Annotated in this window: 15 protein-coding genes; 2 read left to right on the top strand and 13 right to left on the bottom strand. The window is 59.8% G+C overall.

The window, feature by feature from the left end; genetic code table 11:
* Positions 1-92: 92 nt before the first annotated feature.
* The 6 genes from L248_RS08405 to L248_RS08375 form a co-directional block, all read right to left on the bottom strand.
* Positions 93-1,016 carry a metal ABC transporter solute-binding protein, Zn/Mn family gene (locus L248_RS08405; RefSeq protein WP_245585289.1) on the bottom strand — a complete coding sequence of 308 codons (924 nt, stop codon included), beginning with the start codon at positions 1,014-1,016 and terminating at the stop codon, positions 93-95.
* Positions 1,009-1,863, bottom strand: a complete 855-nt coding sequence (locus tag L248_RS08400) for a metal ABC transporter permease (protein ID WP_040535779.1) — start codon at positions 1,861-1,863, stop codon at positions 1,009-1,011. The genes L248_RS08405 and L248_RS08400 overlap by 8 nt, the downstream gene beginning before the upstream one ends.
* Positions 1,863-2,612: a metal ABC transporter ATP-binding protein gene (locus L248_RS08395; RefSeq protein WP_040535777.1), complete on the bottom strand. Its 750-nt coding sequence runs from the start codon at positions 2,610-2,612 to the stop codon at positions 1,863-1,865. The genes L248_RS08400 and L248_RS08395 overlap by 1 nt, the downstream gene beginning before the upstream one ends.
* A 238-nt stretch (positions 2,613-2,850) precedes the next feature.
* Positions 2,851-4,524, bottom strand: a complete 1,674-nt coding sequence (locus L248_RS08390) for an IS1182 family transposase (RefSeq protein WP_245585288.1) — start codon at positions 4,522-4,524, stop codon at positions 2,851-2,853.
* Positions 4,525-5,103: 579 nt separating this feature from the next.
* Entirely contained in the window at positions 5,104-5,751 is a 648-nt protein-coding gene (locus L248_RS08380) for a nitroreductase family protein (protein ID WP_022529741.1), read from the bottom strand.
* A 121-nt stretch (positions 5,752-5,872) separates the two neighbouring features.
* Positions 5,873-6,376, bottom strand: a complete 504-nt coding sequence (locus L248_RS08375) for a hypothetical protein (RefSeq protein ID WP_155828608.1) — start codon at positions 6,374-6,376, stop codon at positions 5,873-5,875.
* A gap of 154 nt (positions 6,377-6,530) precedes the next feature.
* On the opposite strand from L248_RS08375, the gene L248_RS08370 reads away from it, so the two are divergent.
* Both L248_RS08370 and L248_RS08365 read left to right on the top strand, forming a co-directional pair.
* Entirely contained in the window at positions 6,531-9,101 is a 2,571-nt protein-coding gene (locus L248_RS08370) for a family 78 glycoside hydrolase catalytic domain (protein WP_022529739.1), read from the top strand.
* A gap of 48 nt (positions 9,102-9,149) precedes the next feature.
* Entirely contained in the window at positions 9,150-9,347 is a 198-nt protein-coding gene (locus tag L248_RS08365) for a hypothetical protein (protein WP_040535736.1), read from the top strand.
* A 64-nt stretch (positions 9,348-9,411) separates the two neighbouring features.
* On the opposite strand, the gene L248_RS08360 is transcribed toward L248_RS08365, so the two are convergent.
* The 7 genes from L248_RS08360 to L248_RS08330 form a co-directional block, all read right to left on the bottom strand.
* Positions 9,412-10,146, bottom strand: a complete 735-nt coding sequence (locus tag L248_RS08360; protein ID WP_022529737.1) for an L-ribulose-5-phosphate 4-epimerase — start codon at positions 10,144-10,146, stop codon at positions 9,412-9,414.
* Between the two features lie 116 nt (positions 10,147-10,262).
* Positions 10,263-11,120, bottom strand: a complete 858-nt coding sequence (locus L248_RS08355) for an aminoglycoside 6-adenylyltransferase (protein WP_022529736.1) — start codon at positions 11,118-11,120, stop codon at positions 10,263-10,265.
* The gene (mgsA, locus tag L248_RS08350; RefSeq protein ID WP_022529735.1) at positions 11,113-11,529 is read right to left on the bottom strand and encodes a methylglyoxal synthase; all 417 of its coding nucleotides are present in this window, start codon (positions 11,527-11,529) and stop codon (positions 11,113-11,115) included. The genes L248_RS08355 and mgsA overlap by 8 nt, the downstream gene beginning before the upstream one ends.
* Before the next feature lie 33 nt (positions 11,530-11,562).
* On the bottom strand, positions 11,563-13,437 hold the full coding sequence (locus L248_RS08345) for a DUF2264 domain-containing protein (RefSeq protein WP_022529734.1): 1,875 nt from the start codon (positions 13,435-13,437) through the stop codon (positions 11,563-11,565).
* On the bottom strand, positions 13,430-16,003 hold the full coding sequence (locus L248_RS08340; RefSeq protein ID WP_022529733.1) for a hypothetical protein: 2,574 nt from the start codon (positions 16,001-16,003) through the stop codon (positions 13,430-13,432). Before L248_RS08340 ends, L248_RS08345 begins: the two co-directional genes overlap by 8 nt.
* Positions 16,004-16,087: 84 nt before the next feature.
* Entirely contained in the window at positions 16,088-17,896 is a 1,809-nt protein-coding gene (uidA, locus tag L248_RS08335) for a beta-glucuronidase (RefSeq protein ID WP_022529732.1), read from the bottom strand.
* A gap of 198 nt (positions 17,897-18,094) precedes the next feature.
* Complete coding sequence (locus L248_RS08330; RefSeq protein WP_040535772.1) at positions 18,095-19,111, bottom strand: LacI family DNA-binding transcriptional regulator; 1,017 nt, start codon at positions 19,109-19,111, stop codon at positions 18,095-18,097.
* Positions 19,112-19,289 lie beyond the last annotated feature (178 nt).

Below are 19,289 nucleotides of genomic sequence, written 5' to 3'. Positions count from 1 at the left end.
AATTGTTTTGACCTGTTGCCTTTATTCAACGTACTCAACTGGGAACGCAAAAATACCCTCCAAAAAATGTGGAAGGTATCCGTGTGCCATTATTATTTCAAACCCGCTACCACTTGGTCCAAGTTCCACTTGACCATATCGTAATACGTGTCCCCCGCGACCCCTTTCTTCGCCAAGGAATCGGTGTACAGCACGGCGGCGATGGGGGTGTCCGTCTCCTGGCTGACTTGCTCCATCGTCTTGGCCGGCAGGCTGCTTTCACGGAAGAGCACGGGCGGCCGGCGCTTTCTCACCGCATCCATCACGGTGCGCATCTGGGTGGGCGTCGCTTGCTGCTCGGAGTTGATCTGCCAGACGGACAAGGTCTCCAGACCATAGGCGCGGGCGAAGTAGCGGAAGGCGCCTTCGGTGGTGACGAGGATGCGGCGGTCGGCCGGAATGGTGGCCATGGTCGTCTTGGCTTCATTATCTAAGGCGGCCAGCCGCTGCGTGTACGCCGCAGCGCGGGTGCGGTAGCCGGCGGCATGGGCGGGATCCTTTTCAATCAAGGCATCCCGGATGGTCGCGACGTAACGGATGCCGTTGCTCAAGTCCAGCCAGGCATGCGGGTCGGGCTCGCCGTTGGCCAAGGGGTAGACCGGCACAGCGGCCGTCGCCGTGATCACGCTGGCGGCGTCGCGCTTGGCGGTGCGGCGCAGCTTCGTCAGCCAGCCGGCTTCCAGATTGAAGCCGTTGGCGATGATCAGGTCAGCATCCGCGACCGCCGCCACGTCCTCCGGCCGAGCCTCGTATTCGTGAGGATCCTGGCCCCGGGGCACGATGCTGCGGACGGTGCCCCGGTCGCCCAGGACCTGGGCGGTCATATCCGCCAGAATGGAATTGGTGGCCACGAGGCTGAGCTTATCCCCGGCCCCCTGATCAGCCTGGGCCGGCCGCTGAATCACCCAGACGGTCAGGGCAGAAATGGCCAGCAGCCCCAACAGAGTCAGCGCCACGCGGCGCATAGTCTCACGCATCAGCCACCGCTCCTTCCCCACGCCAAGCCCGCCGCTTGGGCGCTGCCAGGAAGGAAATGACGAAGAACACCGCGGCAGTGAGTACAATGGCCGGTCCCGACGCCCAGTTCCACGTGTAACTGAGGAATAGGCCGATGAAGGCGGACAGCCCGCCCAGGGCCCCGGCCAGCCAAAGCATGGGCTGCAGCCGGTGGGTCCATAAGTAGGCGGTCGCGGCCGGCGTCACCAGCATGGCCACGATCAGGATAATGCCCACACTCTGCAAGGCCACCACGGTGACTACGGTCAAAGCCGTCATCAGCCCGTAATGGATCACGCCAGTGGGCAGCCCATAGGAGCGGGCAAAGTTGGGATCGAAAGTGCTGATCTGCAGCTCTTTGAAAAAGAACACCACAGCCAGAATAACCAGGTTGAACACCACCAGAGTCGTCCAGACGTCGGTGCGGCTCACTGCCAGCACGTTGCCGAACAGGATATGGTGGAGGTTCGTCGTACTTTCTAACCCCGCGATCAGGATATAACCCAAGGCGAAGAAGGCGGAGAAGACGATGCCGATGACCGTGTCGTTCTTCAGCGGGCTCTTGCGGCTGGCATAACCGATGAGCAGCGCTGCCAGCAAGCCGAAGATTCCGGCACCGAGGATCATCGGGATACCCAGCATGTAAGAAGTGGCGACCCCGGGCAGGACCGCGTGGGACAGGGCGTCACCCATCAGGGACATGCCCTTCAAGATGATGAAGCTGCCCAGCACGCCGGCCATGATGCCCACCAGTACAGCGCTGATCAGCGCCATCTGGAGAAACTGGTATTGCCCAAGGCCGGTGAAGAACGCCTGAATACTAGCCATCATTGGGCCACCTCCGTTTCCGGTGCATTGAAGAGACTCTCCATATCCGGGGAGAAAGCCTGCGCGATATTCGCCGGGGTGAAAACTTGATTCACCTGGCCGTGATCGATTACACCGCGGCCGGGCGCCAGGATAAGCAGGTCGTCAAAGTATTGCCGGACCTTGTTCAAGTCATGGTGCACGACCAGCACCGTCTTCCCGGCGGCCCGCCACTGGCGGAGAATCGCCATGATGACGGCTTCGGAATGTACGTCGATGCCGGCGAACGGTTCATCCAGCAAGACCAGCGGGGCGTCTTGCAAAATCGCCCGGGCGATATAGACCCGCTGGCGCTGCCCGCCGGAGAGCGCCGTCAAGGGCCGCTCTCCTAAATCAGTCAGTTCCACCGCCGCCAAAGCGTCTTCGGCATCCAGGCGGTCTTGGCGGCTGGGCTGCCGCCCCCAGCCCAGCCGGGGGTATGCGCCCAGCAGCACGGTCTCCCGGACGGTGATGGGAAAGGTGGTATCAATCGCCGCGTGCTGGGCGACGTAGCCGATCTGGCGCTGGTTCTCCCGAATCGGTCGGTCGTGGTACAGAATGCGGCCGGAACGGACAGGAATCAGGCCGACGATGGTTTTGAGGAGTGTGGATTTACCTGCGCCGTTCGCCCCGATGACCCCCGTCAGCCGCCCGTCGGCGAGGGCGACGGTGAGGCGTTCAATGATGGGGGTGGTGCTGTACCCTACGGTCAGGTCAGTGATCTCGAGCATGAGCATCAGTCCTTTGCTTGGTTTTGTCACCTTCAGTATATCAGAAATTTAACTGCATTGAAACATTTTGTTAGCCATGCCTAAATTAGGGCTAATGGACAAGAAAAGCCGGGACAGAATGGCCGTCCCGGCTTTGCCGTAAACAGGAATATTATTCGCGAAACCCGGCGATTTAAGCCCTCCGCCAGGGGGGCGTGGAACGTGGTGGGCACGGCTTGAAGCCTTTTAGCAAAGCCCGCTAAAAGTCTTCAAGACCGGCCTCGGGGGCGTGACAAAACCCCTCGAAAATGATGGCCAAGTTCGAAAATCGACGCGATTTCCGAACTTGGCCACTTTTTTGCCCTTGGATTTCGAATATAAAAGAAGATGACCTCCTCACTTCGGCCATCTTCTTCATATTCAATGCCATTAAGGCGAAGCCTATTTGATTTTTGACCTTCTTGATGCCCCTCACCGTGAACCTTTTGAACCCTAAATAGGCCTTCAGGTTCCCGAATACCGTTTCTGCGTCAATCTGTCGCTGAGCGTAAATCATGGCATTTTTCGGTTCTGAAAGTCGTTCGCGCATCTGGGCTTTGAAGTATTCCCAGGAAGGATTGACTTTGATTTGACGACGGCGGCCGCCTTTGGTCAGAGCGGCGGGAATGGTCTTGCCGTTTTCATCCTTGTCTTCGGCCTGGTACTCCTTGAACTGCCGCTCGTCTCCGTAGGCATCGACTTGCTTGACGTACCGATGGAAATTGAACCGTACGCCTCGGGGATCCTCGTAATAGTCATCCAGTTCGTGATACGCCCAGTTCATGACCTTACTGTCGTCTGAGCGCCACTTACGACTATTTTCTTTGAGCATCGTCCCGTAAGGAATCAGCGCAGTGTGGCCCTCGAATTCATCTTCAATCGTACGGTACCCTATTTCCGATCCGTAACCGGCATCTGCCACGATGGTGTGGCCAAGAGCGTCATGGGCTGCGAGATCACGGATAAAAGGAACCAGAGTTCGGATGTCCGAAGGATTTTGGAAGATGGCATAGCCTGTCACGAATTGATTACTGGTGGCGATTTGCAGGTTGTAGGCCGGTTTCGCCTCACCACCCATGGGATCTTCTTTGACGTGCATGAAGGTCGCATCATGGTCCGTCTTTGAGTAGCTGTTGCGCTCACCAAGAATCTCTTTTTCTTGGATGTGACGGTCACGTTTTTCCTTGATCCGCTTCATCTTGCCCAGCCGGCCCTGATTTGCCCGGCGTTTCTGCCTTGCCGGATTCGGGGAAACCTTCTTGGTGGCTTCAACCTCGACGTTCAGTTCCTCTTTGCGATTTTCCAACCGGGCGACGATCTCATCCGTGTGGTCGTAGTCAAAGACTTGGTTCGCCGCGAAGGCTTCCGCCTCGGCTTGCTTGATTTCCGCAATCAGTTTTTCCGCCTGAGTGCGGTTCAGCTCGTCGTACCGAATCGTGTTCTTATTCCAAACGAACGAATACTTGTTAGCGTTGGCCAAGATCTTTGTGCCGTCGATGAAAGAAACGTCATCGATCAGGCCATGGGCTTTGAGAAATTGGACCATACTGTCCAGGCTCGATTGGAGAATCTCTTGGGCTTCGTTGGAGACCACAAAGCGGGCAATCGTCCGGTACGAAGGCTTCTGTTCCTGGGTCAGCCACATGGCATTAATGTTTTCTTCCGCGAACTGGGCGATGCGCCGGCAGCTGAAGTTTCCGCGCAGGTAGGCGAAAAGGACCAATTTCATCATGGCGCGGGGGTCGAATTCTCGCGGCCGGCCAGTCTGGTACAGCACCTGGTAGTCCATCGCTTCGACCAAGTCATTGATATGGTGGACAACGTGATCGGGAGCGGGGACATAGGCTGTGGTTATGTCCAAAACAAGCTGATCCATGTTATAATGTGTTTGCATTTGAGACATCCTTTCGAGGGTGTTTTAACGAGTATCGGGGTCTGTGCCCGGTACTCTTTTTTATATTATAGAGGAAAAGCTCAACCAGGGGAATCCGAAAGATCCCGTGGTTGAGCCTTTTTTTGGAGAGTTATGTCACACCCCCGATTTCACCACTGACGCCCCCTGGCTCCGGGCTCAAATCGCCTACATCTTGCCCATTCGTAAGGTCTTCGGTGCCAGGACACATTCGCCGGAGTGGCTCCTGAACTTCGTGACTCCGACGACTGCTATTACGCTCGCGGTGGAGGTTGCCGTTTTTCGTGACGGGCGAGACATTTCCGACCACCGAGAATGTAGGGTGACGAAGGGCGGAGCAGATTTGGGCTCAGCTGTGAAATTGATGTTAGTGGCTTTGCCGCTTACATCAAGGCCGATCTTTGAGACAATGCGTACTTTGCATTGGCTCAAAGTCGTGCCCACAGCGTTCCAGCCCAAATCTGCGGAGCCCGTAGTCACCCGGGTCCAGAGTGAGAACATAACCTGCCCCCAATCTGCACAACCCGCAGTCACCCGGGCCAGCGAACAGAAAATTACGCGTTACGCGAACGTCGTCGTCTCCGCCACCGGCAGCCGGACGGTCTCGTAGCCGTTCTCCGCCGCTTGACCGATGGCAACGATGGCTTCGGGGACGAAGTCAGGATGCGGGGCGAAGGCCTTCTGTACCGCGGTGCCGTTGAAGCCGCCGATGATGCAGGTGTCGTACCCGTGGGCCCGGGCAATCAGCGTCAGCTGCATCGTCACCAGCCCCGCATCCAGGCTGATGACCTTGGCCCGCGTGACCGGGTCCATTTTTTCATAGTAATCCTTGATCTCCGCCAGCTCTTCGTCGTGGGTCGTCTGACTCATCGTCCCCGCCGCCACGGCCGCATCGTAGATCTTGGCCGCATCGTGTTCTGGGTGCGGAACGCCGAAGACGATGATCATCGCGCTGCTGGTGTCGTTCTGGGGGGTGTTGGTCATCACCATGTCGTGCAGCTGCACCTTGCCGGCGGCACTGTCGACCACCACGAAGCGCCAGGGCTGCAGGTTCATCGACGACGGCGCACGGCCGGCTTGGGTGAGGATCTCCTGCATCTCCGCCCGGGTGATTTTCACATCAGGCACAAACTTGCGGATCGACCGGCGGCCGAAGACGTTTTGGGCAAAATCATTTTTAGTGAACTGAGTATATGCTGAATCAGTCATAAGGGATTGCTTCTTTCTAGATGAAATCGGATTCAACTCCGTCCCTCAGCATAACGCGGTTTGTGAAATGTGGCAATTTTTAACGGTGCCCCGGCACAATCCAATCAACGGCGGGCGAGCGTTAATCGTGGTGGCGAAAATGGCCGCCTTTAAAGTCGATGTCGATCTGGTCGGTGCTGGTCAGGGCCAGCACCCGCGCCCCGTCTGCTGCCGAATACTGTTTCGCGACCGCCGCGGCAATCTCCGGTTTGACCTCGGTCATCATCAACTCTTCCGCCACCGTCTCCATGGTCTCGCCCCGACCAGCCCGTTTCTGAGCCCGATACTCATGCCAGCCGCGCTTGAGCCAATGACCCAGATCGATGGTCATCTGCACCGCATACTCGGCCGTCCCGGCGTCGTCGCGAATCCGGATCTTGACGGTACCCTCCCGCCGGCGGCTGACCCAGAGGATACTGATCAGGACGACTAAGGGAATAATGATCAGAAAAGGCACGAACAGCACCACCGTCAGCATAATCGCCAGGCCCGCTCCGCCTAACCCGATCAGCACCGCCGCGGCGGCCGCTACTCCAATGAGCGGCAGTGCCAGCATCATCACGATGACCACGAACAATAATTTCAAGAATTTACCCATCCCGTATCCCATCTTTCTGCCATATGATGTCCCTTATCATACACGGTTAATCTTTCTCATGCTACCATAATCGGTGAAACCGCTACAACTGATACAGCAGTTTCGGTATAATGGGAGGCGAACCAATAAAGGAGGAATTCGCATGGGACTTTCGACAACTAATTTACGGGTCAACTTACAGTCTTTCCCCAGTAACGTCACCGGGGCGCTGCGCTTCAGCTGGTGGGACCAAAGCGACCGGGCCGACGACCGCCAGACCGCTTATCAGCTGCGGGTATTCGCTAATGGCCAAGCGGACCCGCTCGCGGCCACGCCCTGGCTAACCGGCCACCATAATACCGGTGTCGCCTGGCCGGAGCTGGGCCCGCTGCTCACCCCGGGGGCCTTGTACACCTGGCAGGTGCGGATCAAGAATACGCAGAAAGAAAAGTCCGCCTGGAGTGCTCCGGCCGCTTTTCTCACTGCCCTGCCCCACTGGTCGGTGCCGGGCATCTGGGCCGCACCCGGGGCCGCTGCTCCGGACAGCCTGCCCAGTACCAACGCCTTCGCCTTTCTGCAAAGCCCGGTAATCACATTAACGCCGGAAGACTATACCAAAGTCGTCCTGCGTCTGGCCAGCCGGGGGGCGGACACGCTGCTCAGCCAGAACGTGGACATCTTCTTCAACGGCCAATCGGTGGGCTTCGGGCCGGCCCGGCCCCAGGAGAACACCAACGGGAGCGGCCAGCGCACCTACCATTACAATACATACGACATCACCACCCAGGTGCAGGCCGAGAACCATATCGCTTTGCTGGCGACCGCGGCGGATGCCCAGCCCAGCGTCCATGCTGAGCTGATCGGCTACCGGAAGACCGGCGGCAGCACCACCCTGGCGGTGACCGGGCCGGATTGGACAGCCCTGGACGGCACCGCCGCCTTCGGGGATGACGGCACCCGGCTGCGCACCGGCTACTTTGCCATGCCCGCTGAAAATATCGACATGGCCCACTACCCGAAGAAATGGTGGCAAGGGACGGCTAAGGACTGGCCAGAGGCTGTGGTCACCCGACCGGCCGTCGTGGCAGAGAACGAAGCAATCCAGCCCTATGGCGCCGAGAACAGTATCCGCCAGCTGGTCACGAACCGGACCAAGGTCACACAGCTGGCCCCGGACGACTGGCTGATCGATCTGGGCCGGGAGATCATCGGCGGCTTGGCCGTGAAACTGACCAGTCCCGCCGCCCAGCGAGTGGTCGTCTGGCAAGGCGAGCAGCTGACGGCGGCCGGTCATGTCCGCCACCACCTCGCGGCCGGCCCTGATTACATCAGTCAGTGGCGCCTGGTCAAGGGGAAGAACCACTTTCTCACTGCCGAAATGAAGAACTTCCGCTACATTGAACTGCGCGGCTTCACGGGGACCATCGCACCGCTGGCAATTGCCGGCTGGCAGATTCAGCAGCCCTTCCCAGCCCAAGACGGCCGCTTCCACAGCAACCAGCCGCTGCTCAACGCGGCCTATGAACTGTCCCGCTACACGATCGCAGCCACGAACCAAGACCTCTTCGTCGATTCCCAGGCCCGGGAACGGCGCGCTTACGAGGGCGACCTGCTGGTCAACGGTTTGACCAGTTACGCCGTCTCCCGCAATGCGGCTCTGGCCCGCTATTCCGTGGACTATCTCCTGGACCACCCCACCTGGCCGGAGGATTACAAGCTGTTCAACGTGGAGATGGCCTGGTGGGATTACCTGTACACCGGTGACAGTGCTCTTCTGGCCAAGCGCTACCCAGTCCTGCAGGCCAAGCTGCACCGCGGGCCGGACAACAGCGATAACTACGACCCCGCCCTGCACCTGGTCCGCGGCACCGGCCTGATCGACTGGCCCGAGCGGGAACGGGACGGCTACGTGGTCGGCACCTATAACACCGCCTTCAACGCCATCTACGTCGGCGCTTACCGCACCATGGCGAAGATTGCTGCCCTGCTGGGCCACCGGGAAGACGCCGCCATGTATGAGAACCGGGCGCTGTTAGTGAAGAAAGCCTTACTCACCCGCCTCTGGGACCCCACCGCCGAGGCCTTCTATGACAGCCTGCAAGCGGACGGGACCGTCAACGCCCACCACGCCAAGCACGCCACCGCCTATGCCCTGGCCTACGACGTGACCAGCGGCCCGGCGATGACCAAACAAATGGCCCGCATCGTTTACAACGCAGGCCATTTCTTCGGCAGCATCTATTTCATCTACTTCATTCTCCGCGGTCTCATTGACCACGGGTACGGGGCGCTGGCCAAACAGCTGCTGAATAATCCCGACGACCAGGCCGGGGCGAAGACCTTCGCTGCGATCCTGCATCGTCTCCAGGCGACCATCACACCGGAAGCCTGGAGCAACACGCACAAGCCGAACCTCACGATGTCCCACCCGTGGGGCGCCGCGCCGGGGCTGACCATCGTCCAAGGACTGGCCGGCATCCGCCCGCTCCAAGCCGGCGGCTACCGCGTCGGCGTCCACGTCCAAGTGACCCCGGGCACCCGCTTCGCCCTGACCACCCCGACGAGTCAAGGCTTGATTACGCTGAACTACCACGAAGAGGGCCGCACCGCGATTCTGGATTTGACGGTGCCGATGAACGCCGAGGCGGTCGTGACGACACCCCAAGGACCGCTCTCCGTGGGCAGCGGGACACATTCTTTGAGCTATCCGCGGCCAAGCATTACCGTTGACTAATGCCCAGACCGCACCCATACTGGATGCAAATTCAGGAGGGTGACCGGCATGTGGGCAAACTATTTCCGCTTCAGGAAAGACCATCCTTATCTGATCGTGGTTCTCGACGCGATCGGGTTGAGCCTCATCGGTATCACAGTCGAGTACCTCTGGCACCGTGACGTCATCGCTGACGCCTTTTGGTTTGTCTTATTTCTGACAATCACATCGCTCCTCGAGGTTCGTCATGCCCACCGCAAATCATGATCTGCCGATAGTTAGTAAAAGGCCAGCCGCAAATGCGACTGGCCTTTCTCGTTACAATGAAAAACTACTTGTCTTCCCGGGCAGCGTGGTTCTTAGAGTCGGGATTATTCTGGCCGTAATAGGCATTAGCGCCGTGCTTCCGGTAGTAGTGCTTGTCCAGCAGGTACTGGGGCACGTGGATGTCCTTGTGCGTCAGCATCTCGGCGTGGTAAGCAATGTTCGCGCAGACTTCCAGCACCTTGGCGTTGTAGACGGCCTTGTCCGGCGTCGCGCCCCAGGTGAAGGGACCGTGCTGGCCGACCAGGCAGCCGGGGGTGGCGTCATAGTCCAGCCCGCGGTCTTGGAACGTCTTGACGATGACCTTGCCGGTGTTCTCCTCGTAGGCACTCTCGATCTCTTCCTTGGTCAGCGGCTCCGTGACCGGAATGTCGTTGTAGAAAGTATCGGCGTGCGTCGTGTTGACGGCGGGAATATCCAGCCGGGCACTGGCGAAGGCGACGGCCATCTCACTGTGGGTGTGCACGATGCCGCCGATCTTCGGGAAGGCATTGTACAGCACCGTGTGGGTGGGGGTGTCGCTGGACGGATTCATGTTGCCTTCAACGACCTTGCCGTTCAGGTCCACGACGACCATATCGCTGGGCTTCAAGTCGCCGTAATCCACACCGGAGGGCTTGATGACGAACAGGCCCTTGTCCCGGTCGATACCGGAGACATTGCCCCAAGTGAAGGTAACCAATTGCAGCTTCGGCAGACGCATGTTGGCGTCGTAGACGGCAGTCTTTAACTTATCTAACATTCAGAATTTCACTCCTTACAGATGATGGACGTTACAAGCCCATTGTACGGAATGGACCGGCCCAATTCAAGAGCTTGTCCGTATCAATTTAAGAAAGGCGATTCAATTTGTCCGGATTAATCCGGCAGTGGTTCGTCCAGCCACTGGTGCAGCTGGGCCATCGCCGGGATCAGTGCCACCGGCGGGGTCAGGTCCCCCAGCCGGGTAATGGCACTGACCGCCCCGGTGTACAGCGTGATCGTCTGGCGCAGGGCCAAGCGGATCGCCGCGGCATCATGCAGGTCATACGTCCCCATGAGCCGGTTGCGGGTCATCAGCGGCAGGGCCGCCCACAGTCCCTTATGGCTGACGCCGGGGTCGAATCGGCCCTGACGTTCCAAGGTCACCTGCCAGGATAGCAGTAAGAGCAGTTCCGGGCGCAGGTAGTCGCTGAATTGGCCGGCGGCATAGAGCAGGTTGCCCCGGCCCAAGCCTTTGACCACGTTGCCGGCGATCCAGAGCAGTTCGGCGCAGTGATCGGCCAGCTGGGCCTGGGTCGGCGGGTCTAAGTAGAAACTGCTGGCATCTGTGGGCCGCGGGGTGATACGGCCTTGGTCCCGGCGCCAGACGATGGCGTTCAGGCGGTCGGCCGCTAAGTACGCCGCGATGGCCGCGGTCGGGGCCATCTTCAGGTCCATGCGCTGCGTCCCGGGGTAGCGGGTGAGGAAGGTCTCCCAGTAAGTCCCATCATTTCCCCAGAGATCTTTTTCATGGAAGTGGCGCACGATGGTCGGGGTGCCGAACAGGGCCAGGTAAGCACTCGCTCGATCCGGCGCCGTGGTCTTGACGAACAGGGTGACGTCCAGATCCTGCCAAGCATCCACCGGCTTTGCTGGGTCGTTCAGCGAGCCTTCGACGCCCACCGCTTGGACGTTGGTATCTTTCTCTGCCAACGCCAGCACCTGGGCCAGCATCGCCGTGGGCCGGTCAGGCATGCTTGTCTTCCTTCCCCCGCAAGAGGTTGCGGAAGTCCAGGAAGCCGGCTTGCAGGCCACGCAGCAGCACTTCCGCCGTGCCGGCATTGGTGGCGATGGGCACATCGTACACGTCCGCCAGCCGCAACAAGGCGTTGACATCGGGTTCGTGGGGCTGCGCGGTGAGCGGGTCACGCAGGAAGATGACCAGGTCCATTTGATTTTCAGAAATCAGCGCCCCCACCTGCTGGTCGCCGCCCAGCGGTCCGGAGTTGAACTGGTGGATCTGGAGACCGGTCGCGTCATGGATCACTTGGCCGGTATGGCCGGTGGCATACAGCTCGTGCTGGCGGAGGATCTCTTCGTAGGCCGTGGCAATGCGGACGATCTCCGGCTTTTTAGCATCATGGGCAATCAAGGCAATTTTCATGGTAGTCCCCTTTCTCAATACCCCTCTAGTATCTCACAGTTCGGCCAGTGTGACGTGGTCTGTACCAATCGTCAAGTCTTGCCCGTGAAGGGCCACCAGCGGCACCCGCACTTGGCCGGCATGGAGGCTCTCCAGCTCCCGGTCGCCCAGGACCAGGGTGACGAGGGTCGTCGTGCCCGGCTGAACAATACCGGTGGCCAGCGGTAAGCGGGTCTTGGGGAAGTCGATGTTCGTGTTCGGTTCCGGGGTGGACAGCGCCACCGTCAGGCCGCCGCTGATGCCCACCAGGCCGCTGATACCGACCCGGGTCTGGTAGAACGTGCTGTTGGGAATATCCGCCGCCAGTTCCTGTTCATCCGGCGTGCCGCTGTCGGGGGCCGAGAAGCCGCCTTCGGCCAGGTGCAGTGCCCGGCCGGTGGTGATCCGGTGCACCCGCACGTGCCAGGGCATCGCTGGGACGACGAAGTTGGCGATGGTCACGTCCGGCCAAGGCTGCCACCGGGAATAGACGTAATCCGCGTGGATGGCGTAGTCCTCATACCCGAAGGCCGTGCGCCAGAAGTGCTCGCTCTCGCTGACGGCCAGGGTACTGTCGAAGGCCCCCTGCTTCAGCAGGGTCGTCCCCTTGGGGGTGGAAAAAGCGAAGGACGTCGAGTACACATACTTTTCGTACTTAGCCGCGCCGTGGGCGTGCTCGAAGGTGTGCTGGCCGGCGGTAAAGGCTTGGACTTCTTGGCCAGTCTTAGAATGAACGATCAGCATGCGCGGTTCGGGCTGGGCCTTTCTCTCTTCAAACTGAAAGTCCTCGGCTTCGCGCGTAGTCCAGAAAGGATCGCTCGCCGGCAGCGCGAGGAAGATGAACGTCTTCAGCGCCCAGTAAGCGGACGCCGGCGCGTTATAACCCTCGGCGAAGTTCATGTTGGGGTAGGCGTAGCCCACCGGCAGCAGGCCGTCGCTCTGGAACATATCCTGGCGGAACCACCAGCGCAGGTTGTTCAGGAGCAGGTGCTTGGCGTCGGCCAGGGTATAGCCGGCCGGCATCTCGACGTGGGCAAAGGCACAGGCGGCCCAGAAGGCGGCTTGGGCAAAGCGGTAATCGAGGCTGCGGCCAAAGGGCAGGGCCGCGCCGTCAGCCGCGAACCAATTGGCATAACTCTTGACGAAGGCGGTCGCCCGGGTCTTGAGCAGTGCGGCTTCCTCACTGGTATCACCGGTGAACTGGACGAACAGCAGCGTGAAGAATTGGTAGGCGAAGGGAATGTAGTTGTCGATCTGGTCAGGATAACCGTCATAGGACCAGCCGTGGCCTAGGTAGTGGGAATTAGTGACGGCCAGGTCGGCGTCGATGAACGCCTGGTGGTCCGGTTGGCCGACGTGGACGAACCAGCCGTTGACCAAGGCTCGGAACAAGAGCCAGTTCGTCTTGGGAATCACGTGGTGGTTGATCTGGTCCAGCCAAGTGAGGATGTGCTGCTGGTCCGCGGCTGCCAAGTGGTCCCAGAAGGCCGTCTGGGTTTCGAAGAGAAAAGCAGTCAAAGCACCCATCTCCACGAAGAGCTGATCGTAATCCGTGAGCGGCCCCTGCCCCCAATAATCCGGAGAATCCGGGTCGGTACAGCGGACGATACTGGTCGTCGTAAACTCCCACCAGTCGAGGTGCGCCGTGATCTGGTCCGGGTCCGTGAACAGCGGCCCCAAGCCCCAGAGCAGGCGCATGAAGCCTTCAATCTCGGTGCGGTCTTCCGTGTAGACGGCGCCGGAATGGCTCAGCTTGAACCGGCCGGGCCGGTTTTCTGCCAGCATCACCCGCATCGCCGGGGTGAGCAGACCGAGCAGCGCAGCCAGGATGTCCTGGCGGCTGCGTAACGGATTCTGCGGTAATTGGGCGTTAAATAATGGATCAGTCATGCGTATTCTCTGCCTCCGTAATGAATTCCACCGCGTCCAGGGTATAGGTGCCCTGGGCGACTTCGACGGTCACTTCGTGCTGGCCGCTGGGCAGGCCGGCCAGGATCAGGTTCGGCTGCTTCTCGGCCACCCTGAGCGGCGCCGCCAGCGGGCGGACCAGCACCCCGTCCGCGTATACGTTCAAGCGGCAGTCAGGGAGATTACCGCCGCCGATCAGGACGAAACCCGTGCCCGTGAAGCTGAACTGCAGGCTGGCGGGATGGTCAGCGTTGGCCGCGGCCCAGGACAGCGACCGTTCCCAGTTCTTGCTGTTCTGGTTGGCTTCCCGGTGCCAATCGCCGACGAATACCAGGCGCGGATCCAAGTCGTCCCAGCGGGTCTGGCTCATCGTCTGGTAACCGGGCACGCGGCTGACGATCAGGTAATGGTAAGCCGTCCGGTAATACCCCGTGCCAACCTTCACGCGGCCGCTCAGGGCCGGGTAATCACCAGCCAGGTAGCGGACGATCTCGTGACCGTCCAGCTGCACGGTGATCAAGTTGTTGGCTGCCGTGAGCTGCAGCTCGTGGTCCTGGGTCGGGTCGAAGTCTGCCTGCCAGTGCTGCTGCACGGTGCGACCTTGGTCCCAGAAGAGATAGTGGCCGTCCGGTTCGAGCCGAATACCATAAGGGGCCGCTTGGACAGCGCCGTCGAAGTCATTCTGCTCCCGAATACCCAGCGCCACGTAGTTGCCGGCTGTAGAGTTCTGCCGGGTGGCCAAATCAAAGGTGAAGCCCAGGCGGACGCTGTAGTTCTCCCACCGGTCATCACCGATAGTGAAGTTGGGCGGGCAGGAGTATTCCCAGTCTAAGGCCCGTTCGGCTTCGGTGACCTGCTGCACCAAGGCGCCCTTCTCGACTTCGAAGGCACCGCCTAAGTCAGTCGTGTAGCGCGGTGCTCCGCCCCGCTGAACCAGGTAATCGGCGGGCATCTCGGCATAAGAATAGTCGTCTTGGAAGAGCACACCGTGGTGCGGGTCTTCGTCCAACGGCGTATCGGCCGCGGCCGCCGTCAGCCGGTGGTACACCACGGCCTGATCAGCGCGCCGGTCCAGGGTCGTCACCGTGACGACACTATGGGCCTGGATCGTCACGGTGTATTGGCCGTTGGCCACGGCCACGGTGCCCCGGCATTGTTTCACGTGGGCATCATAAGCTTCCCCGGCGGTCTCCGCGCCCCGGGTTTCCCACAAATAGAAAGGCTTCTGGGCGGCGGGCAGATCAGCCAAGGTAACGGTGTACACTTGGGCTTCATCTGAGTCATTGACGAACACCGTGGAGACATCGCTGCCGTCCGGTGCCGCCAGGGTCATGTAACTCGGCGCCCCCAGGGGCTGGCTGAGGTTTTCTGTCCCCTCGGCTTGAGACGCAGTGGCACTGGCGATGTAACGCCAGCTCTGACCCTGGGTCTGGACATTCCAGCCGGCCACGGCGAAGTCGCTGAAGTGCTTCATTACCTGCAGACCGATATTGTCCACCCGGTAGTACCCGGACCAGGGGGTCTGGGCCACGATCAGCTCCTTATGAGCATAGCGGACGCCGGGATAGAACCCGGCCAGCGCCGGCTGGAAAATATACAGCGACCGGCGGGACTGGGCGTAGCTCTTGATCAGCCGGTTGGCAATGTCCAGACTGCTCTGGGTGCCGCCAATACCGATGCCGCGCGTATCCTGCTGGCGCAGGCGGCCAGCGGTCATGGGCCCGACCCCTTCGCTGTACCACACTTCATTGTGGTACGTGTCGGCCAGTTGGGTGAAGGGCTGGTCGGTGCCGTCGCTGGTGCGGTAATGGTAGCCCACTGCCGGCACCGCAGCCCGCAAGGCCGAGTCAGCGAGCATCATGTCGCCAAAATCGGTATCGGTGTTTTGGTCCGCCGCAATGAGCTTAATCGCGTTGTATCGGGCCACGGGAAAACCGGCAGGAAAGCCGTCATGGTCGTTGCGCAGGCGTTCGGCAAACCATTTGATGAACGTCACCATGGGGTGGCGGGTCTCGTTCCGGTCCGGATCGATATAGTCGAAGAGATAGCCATAGGTCTGCCAGGCGGCGATGATAGTTTGTTTGTAATATTGATACATCGTCTCATACGCCTGGGCCGGCACTCGACGATCCGGGTCGTCCGTCCGGACACTGCGCCACGCCGCCTTCAACCAGCCTGGTTCGGCCCAGCGCAAAATCGACGTCATCAAATCGGGCTGGATCTTTTTGGCATCAGCGATGAGCTGGAAACCGACGCCCCGGCGGACATCGGCGGGCGCACTTGCACTGCGCTTCGGGCTGGGTTCGGTGCCGGATGAGGTATTGGCGTCGGCCCCCAGTTCCACTTTGAGCATCCGCATCACAGGGTGCGGGCCGCCGAAGAGGATCTGGAGGAGCGCCTGGTAGGCCTCCGGGTGTTCCCACTTGTAGTCCAGCAGCAGGCGGGAGGAATTGTTGCAGTTGAGGTAGCCAAAGCCCTTGAAGGTGTTGGCGTCCCCTTGGTCGGTATGAATGTCGCTGCCATTGATTGTGAACTGGGTGGTGGTCATGTGATCGTCCTTTCTGAAGGTGTGTGCCTGCGTGCGGACGCGGCCGCACGCGAAAAAGCCGGGCTGCCGCCCAGCTTTTCTGTCTTAGTCATTCTTGAAATTCAGGGGCAGGGCCAGCCAGCGCTGACGGTAGTAAAACGCCGCCGCCTTGGGCTGCCGGTCGCGGGTGAAGATACCCTTCTTGTTGCCGTTGACCCGCATGGTCCCTTCGACCGTCTGAAAATCGGCAAAGTTCCATACTTGTTCGCCGCGGATGAAGGGATAGCTGTCGAAGACCCGGCTGAACATCTGCAGGACCTCGACCTGGTATTCTTCGCTCCACATGACGCTGGGCAGCTTGTGCAGCCCGGCTTCGGTGTCGGCACCGAACTCAGAGAAGACGATGGGTTTATCGATGCCGCTGCTGGCCCATTGATCCAGTTCCGCCCGCAGCGCAGCTTCCCCGTCGGACAGCGCGTAACCGGCATAGTGGTACCAGCCGGGATAACGGTTCAGCAGGTAGAAATCCGGGAATTGCAGGTCCTTGGAGGTGGTGATCGTATCGTCTTCGCTCAAGGTAAACGTCCGCGGCCGCCGCTGGGGATCCAGCGCGGCGGTATCCGCGAACAGCTGCTTGAAGTACGGCACCGAGCGGTCATCGCAGGTATCCGGCTCATTCAGCAGGCTCCAGGCCAGCACCGCCGGGTGGTTCTTGTCCCGCCGGATCATGTCGGTGATCTGGTCGAGATGCTTGGTGTACAGCGGCTTGATCCAGTCACCGCCGAAGAACGATTGATCCAGGCCGCCCAAGAAGGACGCGGCGGCCATCTTGAAGCCCACCGCAGGGACCTCGTCAATCACCAGAAAGCCGGCCCGGTCGGCCATTTGGTACACCTCTTCAGCATAGGGGTAGTGGGCGGTCCGAAACGAATTGGCGCCGGTCCATGCCATCAGGGCCACGTCTTTGGCCTCCACGTTCTGGTCGAACCCCCGGCCGGCAAACGGCGAATCTTCGTGACGGCCGAAGCCTTTGAGATAGACCGGCTGCCCGTTGACCAAGATCTGATGGCCGCGGATGGCAATGGTGCGCAGCCCGATACTGTCTTGGTATTCATCGACCAGCTGGCCGGCCGCTTGCAGCTGGATGGTCAGGGTATACAGGTAAGCAGCCCGCACCTGCCAGAGATGGGGCTGGGCCACCGTCAGCGTGCCTTCAGCACCCTCGCCCTGGGCGACCACGGTGCCCGCCGCATCCGTCAACGTGACGGTCACAGTGCCAGGAACGGTGGTCGCCACGGTGTACGCCACCTGGGCAGCGTCCCCGGTCAGCGTCGTATTCACGGTATAATCCGTGATCCGCTGCTGGGGCAGTGTGAGCAGGTGCACGGAGCGGTTGATGCCCGAATAATTGTAGAAATCAAAGAACGGCCGGGCCATTTTCTTCCCGTTCTTCAACGTGACGGTGTCGCCGGCCGGCAGGGCTTCCCGGGACAATTCGTTATTGCCCTGGACGACCACCAGGTTGTCGGCGCCGTAATGCACGGCGGCAGTGACGTCAGCAACGAAGGGGAGAAAACCGCCTTCGTGCCGGCGAATCAGCTGCCCGTTCACATAGATTGCGGCCCGGTGGGTGACCGCGTCAAACCGTAAGCCGACAAAGCGGCCCTGAGCGGCCGCCGGAACAAAGAAATGGCGGGCATACCAGAAGTCCCCCGTGTATTCCCGACTGTCCTTATCGGTAAAAAAGTCGTTAAAACTTGCCGGGACAGGGATCTCTTGGGCTTGGGGCAGACCCGCCGGCCAATGTTCATGGCCGCCCACGCCCAGCGCATCGAATTTGAACTGCCACATGCCATCCAGTTTTTGCTCCGTGCGGCAGGCATTGATCACGGGATACAACATTTCTTTTTCCATCAGGCCGTTACCTCCATCGTATAAATCGCTTTCATTCCTATGATACGGTTTTTAGTAAAATACGCAATGGAAAGTTGCCAAATGGCGTCGGGTTTTTCGTGCATTGTGCCTAAATTGGGCGGTGTGACGGGTAACTAATTAGTAAAAGTCTCCCAAATTAATTTTAGTAAACAAACAGCCGCCCACTGGCGGCCGAGGTTACTTGCTGCTTTCCCGCAGAATCAGTTTCGTCCCGTAATTCAACTGCCGGGGCACCCGCTGGGGATCGGCCATCCGGTCGTGGAGCAGTTCCACGGCACCGGCGCCCATTAAATCAGTGTAGGCGTGGATGGTGGACAACCGGGGACTGGTGTACTTCGCCACCGCCACATCATTAAAGCTGATCAGGCTGACCCGGCCGGGGATGGCCAGATTGTGTTCGTTGAGCGCCCGGATGACCCCCACGGCCATGGCGTCGTTACCGACGATGAAGCCATGGGGCAATTGATCGCCCAGCTGCTTGATGGCCGCATTCATCAGTTCATAGCCGGATTCCGGGGTGAAGGCCCCGATGAAGATCCGGTCGCGGTCGTAGACGCCCGCCGCCGCGCCGAAGGTCTCGAAGGCTTGGAGCCGCGTGTCTTTGATGGCCTGGTGGCCGATACTGGACGATTCTTGACCGACGATCAAGCCGATGTCGCTGATGCCCGCGGCCTGGTAATGGTCGATGATCCATTTGACGGGACTGACGTAGTCGCTAGTCACACTGTCAAACCCGTCGGCCAAGGCGTTTTGGCCAACATACACCACCGGCAGCTTCTTGGCCGCAATGTCCTGCATCTCCAGAGCATCGTACTTGCCCAGGGCAATGATGCCGCTGAAGGTGCTGTTCACGGTGTCCTGGAAGTTCTCCGTGGTCACGTATTGCAGTGCCCCGCCGTCCCCTTGGACAGTGTTCTCAATGGCGTATTGAATCTGCAAGTAATACAGGTCGTTGAGTTCCTGCTTTTCGCTGTGCCACTGGATGACCGCGATCTTTTTGGTCGCCTTGGGCACCTTTTTCCGCCGCGGCTTGTACTCCATTTCTTCCGCCACGTGCAGCACCCGCGCCCGGGTGGCATCCGTGACCGAGAGCGTATGGTCGAAGTTCAAGATGCGGGAGACGGTCGAAATCGACACCCCAGCTTTCTTGGCAATATCCTTAATGGTTGTCGTTTGCTTTTTCCTGCTTTCTATGGGGCGAAAGCCCTCACATCGTTGATAATACAACTATCCTACCATGTTTTACTAAAATTGGGGACCGTTCTGCCCAGCTTTTTGCGCGTGACCGGTACCATTTTTTCTGCCTTATGTGATAATAAGGGCAAGACACTGCCGCCGATGACGTTTGACAGAGCCTTGTTTTCTGAATGCA

The sequence above is a fragment of the Schleiferilactobacillus shenzhenensis LY-73 genome (genome assembly GCF_000469325.1).
Lineage (GTDB): Bacteria > Bacillota > Bacilli > Lactobacillales > Lactobacillaceae > Schleiferilactobacillus > Schleiferilactobacillus shenzhenensis.
Note: the sequence above shows the minus strand (reverse complement) of the source record. Positions and strands in the feature narration are given on the sequence as shown.